18 protein-coding genes and 1 pseudogene are annotated in these 18,572 nt (G+C 36.5%); 7 read left to right on the top strand and 12 right to left on the bottom strand.

The window, feature by feature from the left end; genetic code table 11:
* Positions 1-209 precede the first annotated feature (209 nt).
* Both AAGF08_RS10980 and AAGF08_RS10975 read left to right on the top strand, forming a co-directional pair.
* Entirely contained in the window at positions 210-1,487 is a 1,278-nt protein-coding gene (locus tag AAGF08_RS10980) for an amidohydrolase family protein (RefSeq protein ID WP_343511209.1), read from the top strand.
* Positions 1,488-1,560: 73 nt separating this feature from the next.
* Positions 1,561-3,066 (top strand): carboxypeptidase, encoded by a 1,506-nt coding sequence (locus AAGF08_RS10975; protein WP_343511208.1) that lies wholly within the window; start codon positions 1,561-1,563, stop codon positions 3,064-3,066.
* Between the two features lie 247 nt (positions 3,067-3,313).
* On the opposite strand, the gene AAGF08_RS10970 is transcribed toward AAGF08_RS10975, so the two are convergent.
* The 3 genes from AAGF08_RS10970 to groES form a co-directional block, all read right to left on the bottom strand.
* On the bottom strand, positions 3,314-3,700 hold the full coding sequence (locus tag AAGF08_RS10970) for a response regulator (protein ID WP_343511207.1): 387 nt from the start codon (positions 3,698-3,700) through the stop codon (positions 3,314-3,316).
* A gap of 171 nt (positions 3,701-3,871) precedes the next feature.
* Entirely contained in the window at positions 3,872-5,503 is a 1,632-nt protein-coding gene (gene groL / locus AAGF08_RS10965; protein ID WP_343511206.1) for a chaperonin GroEL, read from the bottom strand.
* A 38-nt stretch (positions 5,504-5,541) separates the two neighbouring features.
* Positions 5,542-5,820, bottom strand: a complete 279-nt coding sequence (gene groES, locus AAGF08_RS10960; protein WP_184493485.1) for a co-chaperone GroES — start codon at positions 5,818-5,820, stop codon at positions 5,542-5,544.
* A gap of 216 nt (positions 5,821-6,036) precedes the next feature.
* Between groES and AAGF08_RS10955 the strand changes: the two genes are divergently transcribed.
* Complete coding sequence (locus tag AAGF08_RS10955) at positions 6,037-6,756, top strand: hypothetical protein (RefSeq protein WP_343511205.1); 720 nt, start codon at positions 6,037-6,039, stop codon at positions 6,754-6,756.
* Between the two features lies 1 nt (position 6,757).
* Here AAGF08_RS10955 and AAGF08_RS10950 read toward each other — a convergent pair whose 3' ends face one another.
* From AAGF08_RS10950 to AAGF08_RS10910, 9 genes and pseudogenes are all read right to left on the bottom strand, one after another.
* Positions 6,758-7,705 (bottom strand): sterol desaturase family protein, encoded by a 948-nt coding sequence (locus AAGF08_RS10950; RefSeq protein ID WP_343511204.1) that lies wholly within the window; start codon positions 7,703-7,705, stop codon positions 6,758-6,760.
* A gap of 169 nt (positions 7,706-7,874) precedes the next feature.
* Positions 7,875-8,240: a preprotein translocase subunit SecG gene (secG, locus tag AAGF08_RS10945; RefSeq protein ID WP_343511203.1), complete on the bottom strand. Its 366-nt coding sequence runs from the start codon at positions 8,238-8,240 to the stop codon at positions 7,875-7,877.
* 10 nt (positions 8,241-8,250) lie between these two features.
* Entirely contained in the window at positions 8,251-8,904 is a 654-nt protein-coding gene (locus tag AAGF08_RS10940) for a hypothetical protein (protein WP_343511202.1), read from the bottom strand.
* Between the two features lie 31 nt (positions 8,905-8,935).
* The gene (gene lptE, locus AAGF08_RS10935) at positions 8,936-9,475 is read right to left on the bottom strand and encodes an LPS assembly lipoprotein LptE (protein ID WP_343511201.1); all 540 of its coding nucleotides are present in this window, start codon (positions 9,473-9,475) and stop codon (positions 8,936-8,938) included.
* A complete protein-coding gene (locus AAGF08_RS10930) occupies positions 9,459-10,751 on the bottom strand; it encodes a sigma-54 dependent transcriptional regulator (RefSeq protein ID WP_343511200.1) in 1,293 nt (430 codons plus the stop codon). Before AAGF08_RS10930 ends, lptE begins: the two co-directional genes overlap by 17 nt.
* Complete coding sequence (gene miaB / locus AAGF08_RS10925) at positions 10,751-12,226, bottom strand: tRNA (N6-isopentenyl adenosine(37)-C2)-methylthiotransferase MiaB (protein ID WP_343511199.1); 1,476 nt, start codon at positions 12,224-12,226, stop codon at positions 10,751-10,753. Before miaB ends, AAGF08_RS10930 begins: the two co-directional genes overlap by 1 nt.
* A 90-nt stretch (positions 12,227-12,316) precedes the next feature.
* Positions 12,317-13,426, bottom strand: a complete 1,110-nt coding sequence (gene dinB, locus AAGF08_RS10920) for a DNA polymerase IV (protein ID WP_343511198.1) — start codon at positions 13,424-13,426, stop codon at positions 12,317-12,319.
* Positions 13,407-14,663, bottom strand: a pseudogene (locus AAGF08_RS10915) (chorismate-binding protein). The gene dinB and the pseudogene AAGF08_RS10915 overlap by 20 nt, the downstream one beginning before the upstream one ends.
* A gap of 63 nt (positions 14,664-14,726) precedes the next feature.
* A complete protein-coding gene (locus AAGF08_RS10910; protein ID WP_343511197.1) occupies positions 14,727-15,452 on the bottom strand; it encodes a YceI family protein in 726 nt (241 codons plus the stop codon).
* 145 nt (positions 15,453-15,597) lie between these two features.
* Here AAGF08_RS10910 and AAGF08_RS10905 point away from each other — a divergent pair, with 145 nt between their 5' ends.
* The 4 genes from AAGF08_RS10905 to AAGF08_RS10890 all read left to right on the top strand — a co-directional run bounded on the left by AAGF08_RS10905 (position 15,598) and on the right by AAGF08_RS10890 (position 18,562).
* Positions 15,598-16,107 carry a gamma carbonic anhydrase family protein gene (locus AAGF08_RS10905; RefSeq protein ID WP_343511196.1) on the top strand — a complete coding sequence of 170 codons (510 nt, stop codon included), beginning with the start codon at positions 15,598-15,600 and terminating at the stop codon, positions 16,105-16,107.
* 198 nt (positions 16,108-16,305) lie between these two features.
* On the top strand, positions 16,306-16,755 hold the full coding sequence (locus AAGF08_RS10900; RefSeq protein WP_343511195.1) for a hypothetical protein: 450 nt from the start codon (positions 16,306-16,308) through the stop codon (positions 16,753-16,755).
* 99 nt (positions 16,756-16,854) lie between these two features.
* Complete coding sequence (locus AAGF08_RS10895) at positions 16,855-17,568, top strand: alpha/beta hydrolase-fold protein (protein ID WP_343511194.1); 714 nt, start codon at positions 16,855-16,857, stop codon at positions 17,566-17,568.
* 37 nt (positions 17,569-17,605) lie between these two features.
* Complete coding sequence (locus AAGF08_RS10890) at positions 17,606-18,562, top strand: hypothetical protein (protein WP_343511193.1); 957 nt, start codon at positions 17,606-17,608, stop codon at positions 18,560-18,562.
* Positions 18,563-18,572 lie beyond the last annotated feature (10 nt).

Genomic DNA, 18,572 nt, shown 5'->3' with positions numbered 1-18,572 from the left:
AAAAGGGATTGGGAAAAGAATGCTTATTTTAACTCGTGAAGTAGCCCCGACAGCCAGATTAATTCTCTTTTCAACAGAAGATGCCGAAGGTTTTTACAAAAAATTAGGTTTTCATTTACATGAGCGATGCTATCAGTTGAAAACTGGTGAGCCAATGTCCTGATTTTTTGTTAAACTGCTTCTGAATTTAACCAACCAACCCATCACCCATGAAGAAAGTAATTTTATCAGGGTTAGCGCTCCTGCTTTCCCTTGGTGTTTTTGCTCAAAAAACATACATCCACGCTGGTAAACTTGTGGATGTCAAAACCAAAAAAGTCCTTTCCGAACAAACAATTGTAGTCGAAGGAAATAAAATTTTATCAGTTAACGCAGGCTATCAACAAGCAGGTTCGGAAGACAAAACCATCGATTTGAAAAACAGTACAGCAATGCCGGGATTGATGGATATGCACGTGCATATCGAGGGTGAAACGAGCCCAACCCGCTATGTGGATGGGTTTAGAGATAACGAGGCAGACATTGCATACAAGGCGATTCCATTTGCGGAGAAAACGTTGATGGCAGGCTTTACCACGGTCCGAGATCTTGGTGGGTCCGGAGTGAATATTGCCCTTAGAAACGCGATTGCAGCAGGCAGAGTGAATGGCCCTAGAATCTATACTGCCGGTAAATCAATTGCTCCAACTGGTGGACATGCAGATCCTACCAATGGGGTCAAGCGTGATTTGATGGGAGATCCAGGGCCAGATCAAGGGGTGATCAATGGACCCTATGAGGCAAGAAAAGCTGTAAGGCAAGCCGTAAAATATGGTTCGGATGTAATTAAAGTAACGGCTACCGGAGGTGTGCTTTCTGTAGCTAGGGATGGTTCTGCTCCTCAATTTCAGCAAGATGAATTAGATGCGATAGTAGCCACAGCCACTGATTTTGGAATGCATGTTGCCGCTCATGCCCATGGAGATGAAGGGATGCAAAGAGCTGTTAAAGCCGGAGTACACTCGATAGAACATGGTACGATGATGTCTACAGAAACCATGGATATGATGAAATCAAAAGGAACATGGTATGTACCTACCATCACCGCTGGGATGACTGCAGCACAATTTGCGGAAGTGCCAGGTTACTATCCTGATGTGGTAGCGGAAAAGGCGAGAAGAATTGGTGCCCAAATCCAAGATACCTTCGGCAAAGCCTATAAAAGCGGGGTAAAAATCGCTTTTGGAACGGATGCGGGAGTTTATCCTCATGGTGATAATTACCGAGAATTTGTTTACATGGTAGAAGCAGGGATGCCAAGTTTGGAAGCGATTCAATCAGCCACTTATACCAACGCAATTTTTATGGGAGTAGAAGATAAATTAGGTACTATTGAAGGAGGAAAAATAGCGGATATTATTGCAGTAGCAGGAGACCCTGAAAAAGATATTTCGGTTATGAAGAATGTAGTCTTCGTGATGAAAGAAGGAAAAATTTATAAACAATAGATCATTTAAAAGCCCTATTTCGGGTTTTTTTGATTTGGATTAAACCAAACCAGTCAACATAAATCAAAACATTATGAAAACCAGATTTTTAGTAATTCTGTTTCTAGTTTCAACCTTTGCGATAGCACAAGAAAAACCTGACGCAGAAAAAGAATTTCCAAAAGCGCAGGTATTCGAATCGAAACAGTCTGTAAACATAGATGGTAAAACCATCAATCTAAATGCAAAAGCAGGAACCTTTGAATTGAAAGATGAGCAAAATAAACCGATCGCATTGTTTGGATTTACAGCGTATTTTAAGGAGAACGCCGAAGAAAACAGGCCTATCATATTTTCTTACAATGGAGGTCCCGGTTCTTCTTCATACTGGCTACATATGGGGATTATGGGACCTAAAAGAATAGTAGTTGATGATCCATATTATAATCAGGCAGGTCCCTATGAACTGGCTAATAATGAATTTTCAATTCTTGATGTGGCTGACGTCGTAATGATGGATCCAGTTGGAACAGGTTTAAGTGTGCCGATAGGAGATGCGACAGGAAAAGACTTCTGGGGAGTTGATCAAGATATAAGAAGTGTCAGTTTATTTATCATGCAGTTTTTGAAAGAATATGATCGACTGAATTCCCCAAAATACATTTTGGGAGAAAGTTACGGAACCTTTAGAAATGCTGGTGTGATGAGCTATTTATTGAATCAAGGATATGCTTTGAATGGTGTTATAATGGTTTCCTCTGTGTTTGATCTAAGAACTTTATTCTTTGTTCCTAATGAAGATATTTCCAATATCGCATACTTACCGACTGTCGCTGTTACAGCGCGATATCACGATAAAATTTCCAACAAAGGAGCTGATTTAGAATCCTTTGTCCAGGAGGTAAGAGCGTTTACAGAAAATGAATATGCTCCTGCGCTTTTCAAAGGAAATACCTTATCTGAGGAAGCTGAGAATTCAATCGCACAGAAATTAGAAAGTTATACTGGTATTGCTGCTGAAATTTGGAAGAGAGCAGATTTGAAATTGAATGCAGGAGAAATTTTTCAAGAAATGTTACGAGATGAGGAAATGACTGTTGGAAGATTAGATTCCCGATATAAAGGAATAAATATTGACCCGATGTCTATGTCTGCATTTACAGACCCCCAGAGTGATGCTATTTCACCTGCCTATACGAGTCTATTCCTGGATTATTTCCATGGTTCTTTAGGAGTAAGTAAGGATTTATTATATGCTCCTTCTGCCTACAGCAAAGATGGATTTAAGTGGGATTGGTCACACAGTGGTAACCAATATTGGGGAACAACCGGAGCTATAACAACATTGCCTGATATGGCAGATGCTTTAAGCAAAGATCCAAATATGAAAGTTTTAATAATGAATGGATATTATGATTTAGCCACCGTTTTTTATGGCGTGGAGCATTCCATTTCACATTTAGGTCTTCCTAAATCTGCATCAGACAGAATCAAAATGACATACTATGAAGCAGGGCACATGATGTATACACATCTTCCTTCTGCAGCTAAGTTCAGATCTGATTTAAAGGAATTTATTTCAGATACCTTAAGGAAATAATTTATGAAAACCAGTTTTCAATTAATCCTTTATTGATTTTGGTAGATCGATAAAATTTTAATTGGAAGCTGGTTTATTTTTTTCTTCTTGTGTTGATAGACAAGTGTCTGACGTCCAAGAAAGATTTTATTTCCCTCCTATAAAATCTACAACTTGGGAGAATCAATAGGAGAATTGCAAGTCCCATTTTTTTAATCTGGGATATTTGGGATCGATTATATCCAGTACTTTTTAAGGGAATTAGGGACTATTGATATTTGTCTATTTGATTTTGTATTTTATCTAAAGTGAGAGGTTTTTCTAAAAAATCTGAAACAATACTAAATTCTTGAGCTTTCTGTCTGTCTTGAAAATCAATCGAGCTGGAGAGTATGATGATTTTATCATTCCTTTCAATGAATCGCTCTTGATATATTTCTAAAAATTCCCAACCGTTCATAACCGGCATATTGATATCAAGAAAAATTAATATTTTATGATCTACTGGAAGCTCTGAAATCCTATCAATTGCAAATTGACCTTCCAAAAACTCCTCAATTTGCTCTGTTACTTTTACTTTGTTCAATAGTCTATTGTTAATTAGATTATTGATTGGGTCATCATCCACGAGAAAAATGGCATCGAAGTGAATCATTTAATGAGTTATAGTATTCAGTTGAGGTATTGTTGGCAAAATACAATTATTCCATATCCTAGAAAAAGTATTTTCTTCATTTTTTGCAATAGTATGCATTTAGTCTCATTTCTGAGGAAATAAAAAAAGGAGACCGTTTGGTCTCCTTTCTGTTTAAAGCGATGATCGGAATTACATCATTCCTCCCATTCCTCCGCCGCCACCCATAGGAGGCATTGCAGGAGTATCTTCTTTCACATCTGCAACAACACATTCTGTTGTTAACAATAATGCTGCGATAGAAGCTGCATTTTCTAAAGCTAGTCTAGTTACTTTAGTTGGATCAATTACACCAGCCTTGAACAAGTCTTCATAGACATCTGTTCTGGCATTGTAACCATAATTTCCTTTATTTTCACGGATTTTGTTGATCACAACGGAAGGCTCACCACCTGCATTTGAAACGATTGTTCTCAAAGGAGACTCAATAGCTTGTCTGATGATATTGATACCAGTATCTTCATCTTCATTAAGACCTTTCAAGTTGTTAAGTGCTTCAGCTGCTCTTACTAAAGCAACTCCACCACCAACTACGACACCTTCTTGAACAGCGGCTCTAGTTGCATGCAAAGCATCATCAACACGATCTTTCTTTTCTTTCATTTCTACTTCAGTAGCAGCACCAATATATAAGATAGCCACACCGCCAGAAAGTTTAGCAAGTCTTTCCTGCAATTTCTCTCTGTCGTAGTCAGAAGTTGTTTTGTCTATCTGAGCTTTGATTTCAGCAATTCTTCCTTTGATCGCATTTGCATCACCAGATCCATTTACGATAGTCGTATTATCCTTGTCAATGTTGATTTTTTCTGCTCTTCCAAGCATTTCAACAGTTGCATTCTCAAGCTTAAAACCTCTTTCTTCAGAGATCACAGTTCCTCCTGTAAGAATTGCAATATCTTCCAACATTGCTTTTCTTCTGTCTCCAAATCCTGGAGCCTTAACAGCAGCCACTTTCAAAGCACCTCTGATTTTGTTTACTACAAGCGTAGCAAGAGCTTCTCCATCAACATCTTCAGAAATGATAACTAAAGGCTTACCTGATTGGGCAACTGGCTCAAGTACAGGAAGTAATTCCTTCATAGAAGAAATCTTTTTGTCATAGATCAAAATGTAAGGTTGCTCTAACTCAACCTCCATTTTCTCTGTATTTGTTACAAAGTATGGAGAAAGATAACCTCTGTCAAACTGCATACCTTCCACAGTTTTAACTTCTGTTTCAGTACCTTTTGCCTCCTCAACAGTAATTACTCCGTCTTTACCTACTTTGTCCATGGCGTTGGAAATCATTATTCCGATTTCCTCGTCATTGTTAGCAGAAACAGTTGCTACTTGAGCGATCTCTTTGGAGGTAGAAATTTGCTTAGAATCAGCTTGAAGTTTTTTAACAACAGCTGAAACAGCTTTGTCAATTCCTCTTTTAAGATCCATTGGATTAGCTCCGGCAGCTACGTTTTTAATACCTACTCCAAAAATAGATTGAGCAAGTACTGTAGCAGTTGTAGTTCCATCACCTGCATTATCAGCAGTTTTAGAAGCTACTTCTTTTACTAATTGAGCTCCCATGTTCTCGATTGGTTCATCCAATTCGATTTCTTTAGCCACAGATACACCATCTTTTGTAATAGTTGGTGCACCGAATTTTTTATCGATGATAACATTTCGACCTTTTGGTCCCAATGTTACTTTCACCGCGTCAGCAAGAGCATCTACGCCCTTTTTCAGCTGATCTCTAGCACTAGTGTTGAAAAATAATTGCTTAGCCATATTGTTAAATATTTTTGTTAACGATTAGGGTTGATTAATTAAAGGATTGCAAAGATGTCAGATTCTCTCATGATGAGATAATCTTTTCCATCTACATTCAGTTCAGTTCCGGAATACTTACCATACAAAACAGTGTCTCCTACTGAAACAGTCAAGGGCTCATCTTTTTTACCATTACCCACTGCCACCACTGTTCCTTTTTGAGGCTTTTCTTTTGCAGTGTCCGGGATATAAAGTCCGGAGGCAGTTTTCTCTTCGGCTGCAGCTGGTTGTACCAAAACCCGATCTGCAAGAGGTTTGATGTTCACGTTTGACATATAATTAATTTGTTTAAATGTTAGATTAAAATGCATATGCCTTATAGCACTTCTTGTGCCATTAGAGTATATTTCAAAAAGGCTGACAAATCGGCTGTAATTGTCAGGTGGAAATCGAAAAGTTTGCGACACATGACCAAAAATTAACTGTCAATTTTTCCAAAACTGACAGTTTTTATGTCAGATTTTAGTAATTTTTGGTAAACCTATTTACTTATGAAGAATTTACCTAAAAACTGGATTGCGGAAGGATTAATTGATTTTGAATACAAAAAGTATCAGCTTCTCGCATATCTTCAGGAAACAAATCAACAATTCAATGCTGCCAAGCTTTACCCTATGCTTGGTGAATTAATAGAACATCACCGTCTTTTGGATGATCTAAAGAAAGGGAAATCTGAATTGAGTAATTTATTTCCAAGAGTGATTTCCGGGATAGATTTTCAAAACGGGAAACTTCAGTATCAACCTCGAGAAACAGAAGGTGAGATAATGCAAGAAATAGCGAATATCACTGATTTTGCCTTACCAAAATTTACAGAGCAAATCAAAAAAGGAAAGGAAATTTATCAACTTGTAGAAAATCAGGTAGAGTTTGAGCCAGTCGGAATTATGCCAATTTATACCCGAGAAGGATTTATCTTGGTTTCCCGGGAATCAAAATCTGATGTGCATGCATTTCGTTACCAATCAAATTTTTTACAATTGGCAGGTGAAAAATTTCGAAGCATCAGAATGTGGTTTGTTGGAGTTTTTCAAAAATCACTAGTTAATACCTTGGAAAAGATCAAGCTCCAGTTGATCAAAGATATCAAGGAGCTTCCAAACCCCGCAACTTGGAGACTTCATAGTTCCCACGATTTTCCGATGGAAGAAACGTTACTGCCGATAAGTAAAAGATTATTATTGCAGCACGTATCCTCAAATCAGGAGTAATTTATTTTTCCTGAATTTCAAGAGCTAAAACTTCTTTCTGAATCTCCGCAGAAGTCGTAGCTTTTGATTTGTTTTCTGCCTTTTCACGGTTTGCAATAACTTCCGCTCCTGGCTTATCGAATAAGATTCTCCAGCCTTCTTTAAAGTTTTTAGCTTTTCGAAGATCTTTTACAATATCCACCCATTCGTGGAAAACCAAATAAATGGGATTATAGGAAGTGACAGGCTTTGTTATCCCGTAGGTTGGTCTCTCACCCTCTGGCATAAAGGTTCCAAAAATTCTGTCCCATATGATAAAAGTAGATCCATAATTTTTATCAAGATAATGTTCATCACTCGCGTGATGAACTCTATGATGGGAGGGAGTCGTGAAGAAAAATTCTATTGGTTTTGGTAATTTGGTAATGTATTCGGTGTGAATCCAAAACTGATACAATACTGCTATCTGATGACAGATAAAGAATACAAATGGATTAAAACCCATAAACATCACAGGAAAAAAGAAAATGACTTTAATATGTTGTGTCCATCCTAAACGAAATGAAACTGAAAGGTTGTATTTCGAGGAATTATGATGTGTAATGTGAGTTGCCCACCAGAATCTTTGCTCATGTGCCAATCTATGTGCCCAATATCTTGCTAAATCAATAGCAAAAAAGCATAATATAAATGACCACCAGGTTACGGGAATAGTGAAGGGGGAAATATTATAAAAGAATAATGCAGAACCGAAGGTTGCAATTTTAATTAAGGCACTGATGCCTACATTTACCAATCCAATAGTAGAAGCTGCAAAAAAATCTTTTGTATTGTACGCATCTTTTTTTTGATAGGCGCTAATTCCCCATTCTATAAAGACTAAGAGGAACATGATAGGAGCTGCCCACAAAATGAGATTTGGCCAATTTTCGATATGCAAGTCCTCTAGACGAATAGGTTTTGTATTCATAAAGTAAAAGGGAATAAAAAGATAAAAGGTATTGAGAAATTCTTGTAAAGTTCAAAAACAAGTCGAAAGACTAGGATTTGGTGATTGAATTGGAAAATAAGAGATGATTTTAATTAAAACAAAAAAGTCTGCTCTTTTGGAGCAGACTTTAGTAAATGTTTTATTTTTTTTATTCACCCCCTGAGGTTGTGTCCTCATTTGTAGCTGGTGTTGACTCAGTAGGAAGCAGGCTCTCATTGTCCCCAAAAGCAGGTGCTACAACTTGCTGTTTAGCGCTCTCAATGTTTGGAGAAGAAAACTGATTTGGTTGGCTACCAGAGTAAAACGCTGAAGAAGCTAGGGAAAGAACTAAAATTGAAACGGCTAGAAACCAAGTGGCCTTTTCTAAAACATTTCCGGTGCGTGTTACTCCCATGATTTGAGATGCACTACCTCCGAAAGCCGCTCCAACGCCACCTTTAGAATTTTGACCTAGGATAACAAGCACAAGAAGTACCGCCAAGATAAGGATAACGGTGATTAATAAAGTAAACATATATTAGGGATTATTCTTTCAACTTTTCAATTAAGTCCGCAAAGTAAGACCTTTTATCCGGAAATTTCAACATCAATTTCTCATAAATTTTCTTAGCCTTAGGCTTTTTACTCTGAGAAACCAAAAGTTTTGCGAATGATTCCGATAATAAATTATCATTTATCTCTGTGCTACTTGCGGCCAAGTTCTCATTATTTTGGTTAGCCTCTATCTCTTTGATCGTAGCAAGTTTGATATCTCGTTTGCTAAAAGCCTTGATAAGATCAATTTGTTCTCTCTTTTTAGCATCGACAATTGTCTTTTTTTCTTTGCGCTTGATCGTCTCCAGCAAATCATCAGCTGGTGCTTTTCTTCGCTTTCTGACAGGTTTTGGTTTCTCTTTCTTTAATTCAACTTCTTTTTTAACTCCCTGTTTTTTATTAGAAGCTTCCGAAGTTCTTTCAACAAGTTCTTTCAACCAGATTCTATTTGGACTGGTTATGGCAGCAAATCCTAAAGATTCAGGCGTTTTATCCGGGTTATTGTCGTATTCATAACGAGCAACCAAAACATGAGGGATCTGGAAATAGGGGAAATTTTCCTGAATTTTTTTCAGAGATAAGAAATCAGTTTTATTCGTAGTGTCTGATTTGCTTATTAGTTCTATAAACTGTGCTGCGTTCAATCTCTTTGGTTTTGGGTTTAATATAATGGATTTACCAGTTTGCTACAGTTGCGGTAAAGATATCCTGGATGATATTTTGAAATATTTCTTCTACCAACTGATTTTCAACGTCTAAAAGCGTGGTCGTTCTTGGATCATAATCTTGGAAGAAGGAAAATGTTCTTCGCAAGTTTTCTTCCTCATTTGTTAAATTTAAATATTCTACCTCTACAGCAATTGTAAGTCTCATTTGACCAGCTCTGTCCGGTAAATTTGGATTATTACTTGAAACAGCAGATTGAGGAGTAAGAGAATAACGGTTAATTGCTCCTGCAAATTGTAAATCCCCATTCGTTCTCACCAATTCTAATTGCGTATTTCTTTGGTAATATTCCTTTAAAGACTCAGTGAAAAGTTGCTCCATATTAGCGGGTCCTCCTCCCGAATCATTGAAGAAATTTTCTACAGTAAAGGTCTTAACCAGATCGTAATTAATATTTGTACCCGTAAAGCTATATTTTACAGAACAAGCCTGAAGTGCCAGAAGCATTCCTAAAATTAGAACAAGCCGTAGTCTATTGATCAATTTCATATTGTTTGATCTTCCTATATAAGGTTCGCTCAGAAATCCCCAAATCACTAGCTGCATATTTTCTTTTATTATTATGCTTATGAAGTGCTCTAAGAATCATTTCTTTTTCTTTTCTCTCCAAAGAAAGTGAATTATCATCTTCTTCGTGGAAAATATCTTCTATAACTTCTTCCTCAAAGTTTTCGCTTTGATTGGAAGTGTTTTTTTGAGGTGTAATTACTAGAGGTACCGAATAATTTGGAGAGCTGTCGCTTGGTTCCTTTTTAGAGATACTACTATCCATATCTTCAAATAAACCCTGATGTTTTTGAATTATGCTATGATTAAGACCACCGCTCTGGTAAGATTCTAAAACAAGTTTTTTTAACTCGTTCATGTCTTTCTTCATATCAAATAAGACTTTATATAGTAAGTCTCTTTCCGAAAAATCGGTCATATCTGACTTTGATCCAGAATGATGTAAGGCCATTGGTAACCTGGAATTATCAGTAGGAAGGTATTTGGAAAGCGTTTCGGCATCCACTTCTCTGGACTCTTCTAGCAATGAAATTTGTTCTGCCAAGTTTTTCAATTGACGGATATTACCTGGAAAAGGATATCGTTTTAACAAAGATTGAGCTTCAGCATTCAATACGATTGGTTTGACATGGTATTTTTCGGAAAAATCTGAAGTAAATTTTCTGAAGAGTAAAACCATATCATCTCCACGCTCTCTTAAAGGAGGAACATAAATAGGTACTGTATTCAATCTGTAGTATAAATCCTCTCTAAACTTCCCTTTTTCTACTGCCTTAAGCAATTTAACATTAGTCGCAGTGATAACCCGGACATTAGTTTTTTGAACCTTAGAAGAACCTACCTTAATAAATTCACCATTTTCCAGAACTCTTAAAAGCCTTGCCTGAGTCCCGAGTGGCATTTCACCTATTTCATCAAGGAAAATCGAACCTCCATCAGTCACTTCAAAATATCCTTTTCTAGCTTCATGAGCTCCTGTGAATGATCCTTTTTCATGGCCAAAAAGCTCAGAATCAATAGTTCCTTCAGGTATAGCACCGCAGTTAATTGCGATAAATTTTCCATGCTTTCTAAGGCTAAGAGAATGAATGATTTTTGAAAAACTTTCTTTTCCACTTCCACTCTCCCCAGTAATTAGAACAGTCATGTCCGTAGGAGCAGCCTGCATCGCTACCTGAATTGCATGATTCAATAAAGGACTGTTTCCAATGATCCCGAATCTTTGTTTAACACTTCTTATTTCTGACTCTGTAATCATTAAACTATAGGATTTACTGTGATGATTTCTCCAAAAAGGGTTGCTGCTGTACAATCTGTGATTTTGACTAACACATAATCTCCAATTTTGAAGTCACCGCCAGGAATGATCACTACTTTATTGGCAGAATTTCTTCCTTTATATTCCAAATCCGATTTCTTTGATGTTCCTTCGATTAATATCACTTGTTCTTTACCTATGTCAAGTTTGTTTCTGAATAAGGAAAGTTCACTTTGTTTGGCAATTACCTCAGCTAATCTTCTTTTTTTGATCTGTAAAGGGATGTCATCTTCATATTTTTTTGCTGCTAGGGTACCAGGTCTTTCAGAATAGAAAAACATGTAGCTAAAATCATACTTAACGATATCCATTAGGGTGAGGGTGTCTTGATGCTCTTCTTCAGTTTCTGTACAGAAGCCTGTGATCATATCGGAAGAAATACCACACTCATCTCCAAGTATTTCACGAATAGCATTAACACGATCTAAATACCATTCTCTGTCATAAGTCCTGTTCATAAGACTCAATACTCTGCTATTCCCACTCTGAACAGGTAAATGAATGTATTTACAGATATTATCGTACTTCTTCATTGTATAAAGTACTTCGTCTGTAATGTCCTTTGGATGCGAGGTAGAAAACCGAACACGAAGCTTAGGAGATACCTGAGCAACCATTTCAAGAAGATTGGCGAAATTGATAACCGTACTTACTTCTTCTTCTTTTTTATTTAACCTTGCTTTGTTATTTTCTTCGGGTGACCATTTGTAGCTATCTACATTTTGACCCAGTAAAGTTACTTCTTTATAGCCTTTAGAAAATAAGTTTTGTGCCTCTGCCACAATGGAATGCGGATCCCTGCTTCTTTCTCTTCCTCTCGTAAAAGGGACTACACAAAAAGAACACATATTATCACAGCCTCTCATGATGGAAATGAATGCTGTAATTCCATTGGAATTCAACCGAACAGGAGCAATGTCAGCATAAGTTTCTTCTCTTGATAGAAACGTATTTACTCCCTTATTGCCATCTTCAGCAGCAGAAACTAAATTTGGAAGATCTCTATAAGCATCTGGGCCAACAACCACATCGACAATTTTTTCTTCTTCGAGAAGTTTTTCTTTCAACCGCTCGGCCATACATCCCAAAACTCCAATTGTCATTTCGGGCTTGGTCCTTTTCGCTTTATTAAAATCAGTTAATCGTTTTCTTACAGTTAATTCAGCCTTTTCCCGAATTGAACAAGTATTTAGGAAGATCACATCCGCTTGATTGAAATCCGAGGTAGTGTCAAACCCGTTTTCTTTCATGATAGAAGCCACAATCTCAGAGTCTGAGAAATTCATTTGGCAACCATAACTCTCTATGTATAGCTTTCGTGATTTCCCGGTATTTTCGTCTGCAGTAGTCTTAAAGTCACAAGCTTGTGCCTCTTCTCCAGAGATAATATCTATATCTTTAATCAAATTACTCATGTAATTAAATGCTTTAGGGATGCGAAATTAATAAAATGCAGACAAAATGGCAGTTTAAAATGCCTTTTTATTCGCTATTTAAAATTCATATCAACTGAATGTACCAATTCTTGAAAAAGGAATTTTTAATTGCTCTCCGAAATGTTGATGTTCTTCTGTGATATTTAAGTTGGAAACGCCTAGGCCAAAAAGTCGGACAGCTTTAGGAAGTTCTTCTTGCTTCAAAAGTTCTTTCGCTATTTCCCAGATGGTTTCTTCCTCTGGATATTGATCCAGGGTTTTACTCCTCGTTTGCTGAGTAAAATCGGCATATTTAATTTTCAAAGTAATTGTACGGCCTTTTACACCACTTTTCCTTAACCTTTTTAAGAGTTCTTTATTGATAGCTTTTAAGGCTTCTTCAAATTCAGAATCAGTTATTAGATCCTTTTCAAATGTGTTTTCTGCACTTAAAGATTTACGGACTCTGTGAGGTTGAACTTCTGATAGATGAATACCTCTTACAATGTTAAAGTAGTGCAATCCAGATTTACCGAATTTTTTAGTAAGAAACTGTAGCGAAAACTGTTTCAGATCAAAACCATTATGGATTCCGATTTCTTGCATCTTTTCAGCAGTAACTTTCCCTATTCCAAAAAATTTCCCAATCGGAAGTTTTTCAAGAAATTCTTCTGCGTCTTCTGGTAAAATGTAGGCTTGACCATTGGGTTTATTCAAGTCAGATGCAATCTTTGCCAAAAACTTATTATAGGATACTCCAGCTGAAGCATTCAGACCTGTCTTTTCTTTAATCTTCAACCTGATTTGTTTAGCAATGAGAATAGCTGATTTAATTTCTTTCTTGTTTTCTGTCACATCCAAGAAAGCTTCATCCAAGGAAAGCGGCTCTACTAAATCTGTGTATTCATAAAAAACTTCGCGAATCTGCTCTGAGATCTCTTTGTACCGATCAAATCTAGGTCTTGCAAAGATTAGGTTGGGGCATTTTCGGGCAGCTATCATTGAAGACATCGCTGAATAAATTCCAAATTTCCGGGCTTCATAACTCGCCGCCGCTACGACTCCTCTTGATTCATTTCCTCCAACGACCAAAGGTTTACCTCTCCATTCAGGATGATCCATTTGTTCCACGGAAGCATAAAATGCATCCATATCAACATGGATTATTTTCCTTATTGGGTTAGGATTTTGTTCTTCCATTTAGCACATCTAGGATTGCTTGTGATTTCAGTTCACATTCTTCGTATTCCTTTTCGGCATCCGAATCAATTGTGATGGCATTTCCAACTCCAAAATAAAGTTTTTTTGATTCCATATCTGCAATTATGCTTCGAATCACAACGGAAAAGTCAAAGTCTCCTTTTTCATCAATCCATCCAAATGCTCCCGAAAACCAACCTCGCTGAAATAATTCTAATTCATCGATCAACTCCATTGTTCTTATTTTAGGAGCACCTGTCATTGAACCCATCGGGAATGTTGTCTGAATTATCTCTTTGATGGGTGTATTTGGTTTTAAAATTGAACTTACGGTAGTAATCATTTGAAATACTCTTGGAAGAGAATAAATCCCAAAAAGTTCTTCTACTCGAACTGAACCTATTTCAGAAATCTTAGATAGGTCATTTCTGGTCAAATCCGTAATCATTAGATTTTCTGCCCGTTCTTTTGCACTTGCCAATAAGTGTTCTTTATTTATTTCATCATTGACTTTATCATTACCTCTTTGAATAGTCCCTTTGATCGGCTGAGCAATTATTTTTGAATCCACTTTTTTTTAAAACCTTTCCGGAGAAGCAGAAATCAACCATTTGTCTTCAGCTTTGAAAAGGGAAGAAAATGGCATGGGAGAAATTTCTTGAAGTTGAAAAAAAGAATCAATTGGATCCCAATCAATGAAATTTCCTTCGAAAGCCTGACAGAAATTCATCTCATATGTTTCTCCTTCCCAGATATAATTCTGGATTGTATTTACATTAGCAATGTATTCGGCTTTTGTAATTTGCGCTTTGGTCTCACAAGTACTATTCACTAAGGGTATCTCAAAATTTTCTATTTTCCCCCAAAACTCTTCTGATAATTTTGTTTGACTTTTGATGAAATCTCCTTCAAAACAAAAACTCAATTCTGGTGAGAAAAAGCAGAGATTTGGTAAGGAAATAATAGGTGGGTTTGAACTGCTTAAAGCTTCGAGTGAATTCTTAAAATCATATGCTATGATACCTATTTTTACTTGATTGAATTGATCATTCCACAAATCATTTTCATCTATTTTTTTATTCCAAGCAAAAAGCAAATTCGCAAAAGGCTGTTGGGGATAGGTATAATTATTTCCGTCAAAATAGGATAAAGAAGCATATTGCTTCTCAGCCCAATAGATTAATTTTTGCTTCCAAAAGGCAAATTTTGGATAATATTTAAAATTGAATTCTAGCATTTGAGGACAAAAAAAGAGGAATCCGTGTGAATTCCTCTTCATTAAAATGATTTTGAATCTAAATTAATCTACAGCTTTGACATCTAATGAAAGCGAAACTGTATTATAGATAAATTTATCTTTTGCTTTATCTACAGCTGTTGCTTCGTCACCATAAGCCAAACCCCATGCAGTTCTATCAATATTGAAACCAGCTTTTGCTACTACAGTTCCGTTATCAAGGCTTACAGTAGCTGGAAATTTAATGTTTTTGGTTGTACCTCTCATCGTTAAATTTCCGCTGATCCAATGCGTAGGATTTTCAGGAGAAAGTTCAGATGATGATTTAGGGGTATTCTCTGTCTCAAATTGCTCTTGATCTGCTATCACATCACCTGCTGCAAATGACTCAACATTAGTAATTTCAAAAGTTGCTTGTGGATGATTCTCCGCATCAAAGAAATCTGCTGATTGAAGGTGGCCCCATAGTTTACCGTAGCTTTCGTCTGTTTCTTCCATGTCTTCAATTTTCAGACCTGTGATGTCAAAAGTGAATTTACCTCCAGTAATTTCTTCACCATTGACTGCAAGAGATCCCTCAATTGCCGGAATTTTACCAAAATGCTGACCAGTTGGCTTGTAGCCTCTCCAAGCAATTGTCGTTGCGTCTTGAACAATTTCTAAAGATTTTCCTTCCGCCGCTGCTACTTCTTGAGCTTCAGTTGTTTCAACAGTATCTGCTGGTTTGCTACATGAAAATGTAAGCATTGCAGTTGCAATTAATAATCCTGATAGTTTAATAGTTTTCATTTGGTTTAAATAAAGGGTTGAATGAGTTGCAAATTTATATGTATATACATGTAAACTCAAAACTTTTCTAAAAGTTTCATTTAGCATAAGAATCTTAGCTGAAAGTTATTTTTAGATTTGGGATTCGAGAACAAACAAATAAGCTATGGCATTAATTATTCCAGTAAATTCGAAGGCACCTAAATTTGGACAGAATTGTTGGTTGGCACCTAACTCAACTCTTGTGGGCGATGTGGAATTAGGCGATAATTGTACAGTTTGGTTTAATGCAGTGATCCGAGGGGATGTTCATTTTATTCGGATTGGTGATGATTCTAACATACAAGATGGGGCAATAATCCACTGTACCTATCAAAAATTCCCCACTATTATCGGAAAGAAAGTTTCAATAGCTCATAATGCGATTGTCCATGGCTGTACAATTGAAGATAGAGTACTAGTTGGAATGGGAGCAATTGTAATGGATGGAGCCCTCGTTAAATCAGGGGCAGTTATTGCTGCCGGTGCAGTAGTTCTGGCAGGAACAGTTGTTGAGGCTAATTCAATTTATGCAGGGATACCGGCAAAAAAAGTAAAAGATACGAGTGAAGATCTGCAACAAATCATAGATAGGACTGCAAAAAATTACCCTATGTACGCTAAATGGTATAAATAGATATTCTTTCTGTCTAGAGTTTATTTTTTTTCTAAACTGGGAATTTTTTAAGTTGTTTTTTTAAAATTAATTGAAATATTTTGGTATATTTAGAATATAAATACATTTTTCATGGTATCAGATGCATTTTTTTCTTCACTGGTGAAAAGGCATATTTTAATTTTGTTGGCCTTTCTTTTCATCTTATTCAACTTTTTGTTGAATTATTTTCTTCCCTCAGAATATGCTTTAGACTTAAAATTTGCTTATTCGGTTGATCAGGCATATTATGCAATTAGCAGTTTGTCTAAGCCAGATAGGGAAATATACAGATTTGGAATTTTCGCTCTGGATTTTCCTTACATGATAGTTTATGGATTATTAACAATCGGTCTTATTTACTACATGTGGCACAATAAGGTGATTCTACTTATCCCGATACTGATTGTGTTTTTCGATTTGATAGAAAACATCCTGATTGTGTGCATTCTAAATAGTTATCCATTCGAAAGACCGGTATTAGCAATTATGGCTTCTGTATCTACAACGTCGAAGTGGTTATTTGTAGGTTTACTTTTATTATCGCTTTTAATTGGGTTGCTAAGACTAATTAGATTTAGTCGTAAGGAATCATTTTCAACAATAGAATCGGAAACAGAGAAAATATAATCTTCTGACAATCTATAAGGCTTTGGTTTTTGATGAAATTTGACTTATTTGATGTTAAGTGGGTTCCACTTAATTATCTATAATTCAAAGTCGCAATAGATGAAGGAAGAATATTTCAAGTGGTATTCAAATTACCTGCAAAGAGATGTAGAAATGCTGGTTTTTGGTCATGCTGGCTATCCGGTTGTTGTTTTCCCAACTTCACAGGGATCTTTTCATGAAAACAGGGATATGGGATTAATCGGTTCCGCTCAATGGTATATTGATCAAGGGCTAGTCCAAATATTTTGTCCTGAAAGTAATGATAAAAATAGTTTCTATAATAAGAATGTACACCCACATCAGCGAATAGAGCAGCATGTGGCATATGACAAGATGATTTGTCATGATTTGGTAGAACGGATTAGGCTAAATACCCGAGTAGGGAAGGTTGCTATGGCGGGATGTAGCTTTGGAGGTTATCATGCTGCTAATTTTGCATTTAGGCACCCCGGCTATGTAAGCCATATGTTCAGTATGTCAGGAGCATTTAGTATTCGTAACTTTATGGATGGTTATGTTCATGATGATATTTATTATAACAGTCCATTAGAGTTTTTGGGAGCTTTAAATGATCAAGAATTATGGAAAATGGATATTGTTCTGGGCACCTCTAATTGGGATATTTGCTATGATGCCAATTTTAAGCTTCATGAGGTATTGGAAGATAAAGGACTCCCTCATTGGCTAGATGTGAGACAGAATAGGGAGCATGATTGGGGAGTCTGGAAAGAGATGTTTCCGCATTATTTATCCAGAATAAAATTTGATTAATAAATAGACTTTAAAATCACCTTTTAAAAATTTTGTAATGAAAAAAATAGGAATACTTTTCGGGATGGAGGATACATTTCCTCAGGCTTTTATAGATAGGGTAAACCAAACAGCACCTACAGGCATTTCTGCGGAAGCAGTAAAAATTGATAAAGTGATTCAAAACCATCTTTCTGAATATGCTGTGATCATAGATAGGATTTCCCAGGATGTTCCGTTTTATAGAGCCTATTTAAAAAATGCGGCATTAACCGGTACTGCGGTAATTAATAATCCATTTTGGTGGAGTGCAGATGATAAATTTTTCAACAATGCTCTTGCTGATCAACTTGGAGTCCCTTTACCAAAAACAGTTTTACTTCCATCTTCTGAACATCCCGATGATACTTCAAGTAAATCATTCAGGAATTTAGCAGCTCCCTTAGACTGGAATGGAATGTTTCAATACATTGGTTTTCCAGCCTATATGAAACCCTATGCAGGTGGAGGATGGAAAAATGTCTACCGACTGGAAAACAAAGAAGAGTTTTTTCAAAAACATCCAGAAACAGGCCAACTTGTGATGCTTCTTCAAGAAGAGATTGTCTTTGATGAGTATTTTAGAGTTTATTGTTTAGGAGGCAAGGCAGTTAGAATAATGGATTATGAGCCAAGAAATCCACATCATTTAAGGTATGTAGTTGAGAAATCCCCAACTTCAAAAAAACTCTTGGCTACGGTAAAGGATTATACCATCCGACTTTGTAAAGGTTTAGGATATGATTTTAATACAGTAGAATTTGCAGTGAGAGATGGAATTCCCTATGCTATTGATTTTGGTAATCCTGCTCCAGATGCAGATGTTAATTCTGTGGGTCAGGAAAACTTTGACTGGGTTGTTGAGGAAGCAGCAAAAATGGCAATCAGTTATGCTAAAGCCCATAAGCCGGGAAAAATAAATTTAACCTGGGGGACTTTTATTCGGGATGCCGCATCCAATGCAAAACGCTTTTAAATAGAAATTA

Source organism: Algoriphagus sp. SE2, assembly GCF_039563885.1.
Taxonomy (GTDB): Bacteria; Bacteroidota; Bacteroidia; order Cytophagales; family Cyclobacteriaceae; genus Algoriphagus.
The sequence above is the reverse complement of the archived record's forward strand: the minus strand, read 5'-3'. Positions and strand labels throughout refer to the sequence as shown.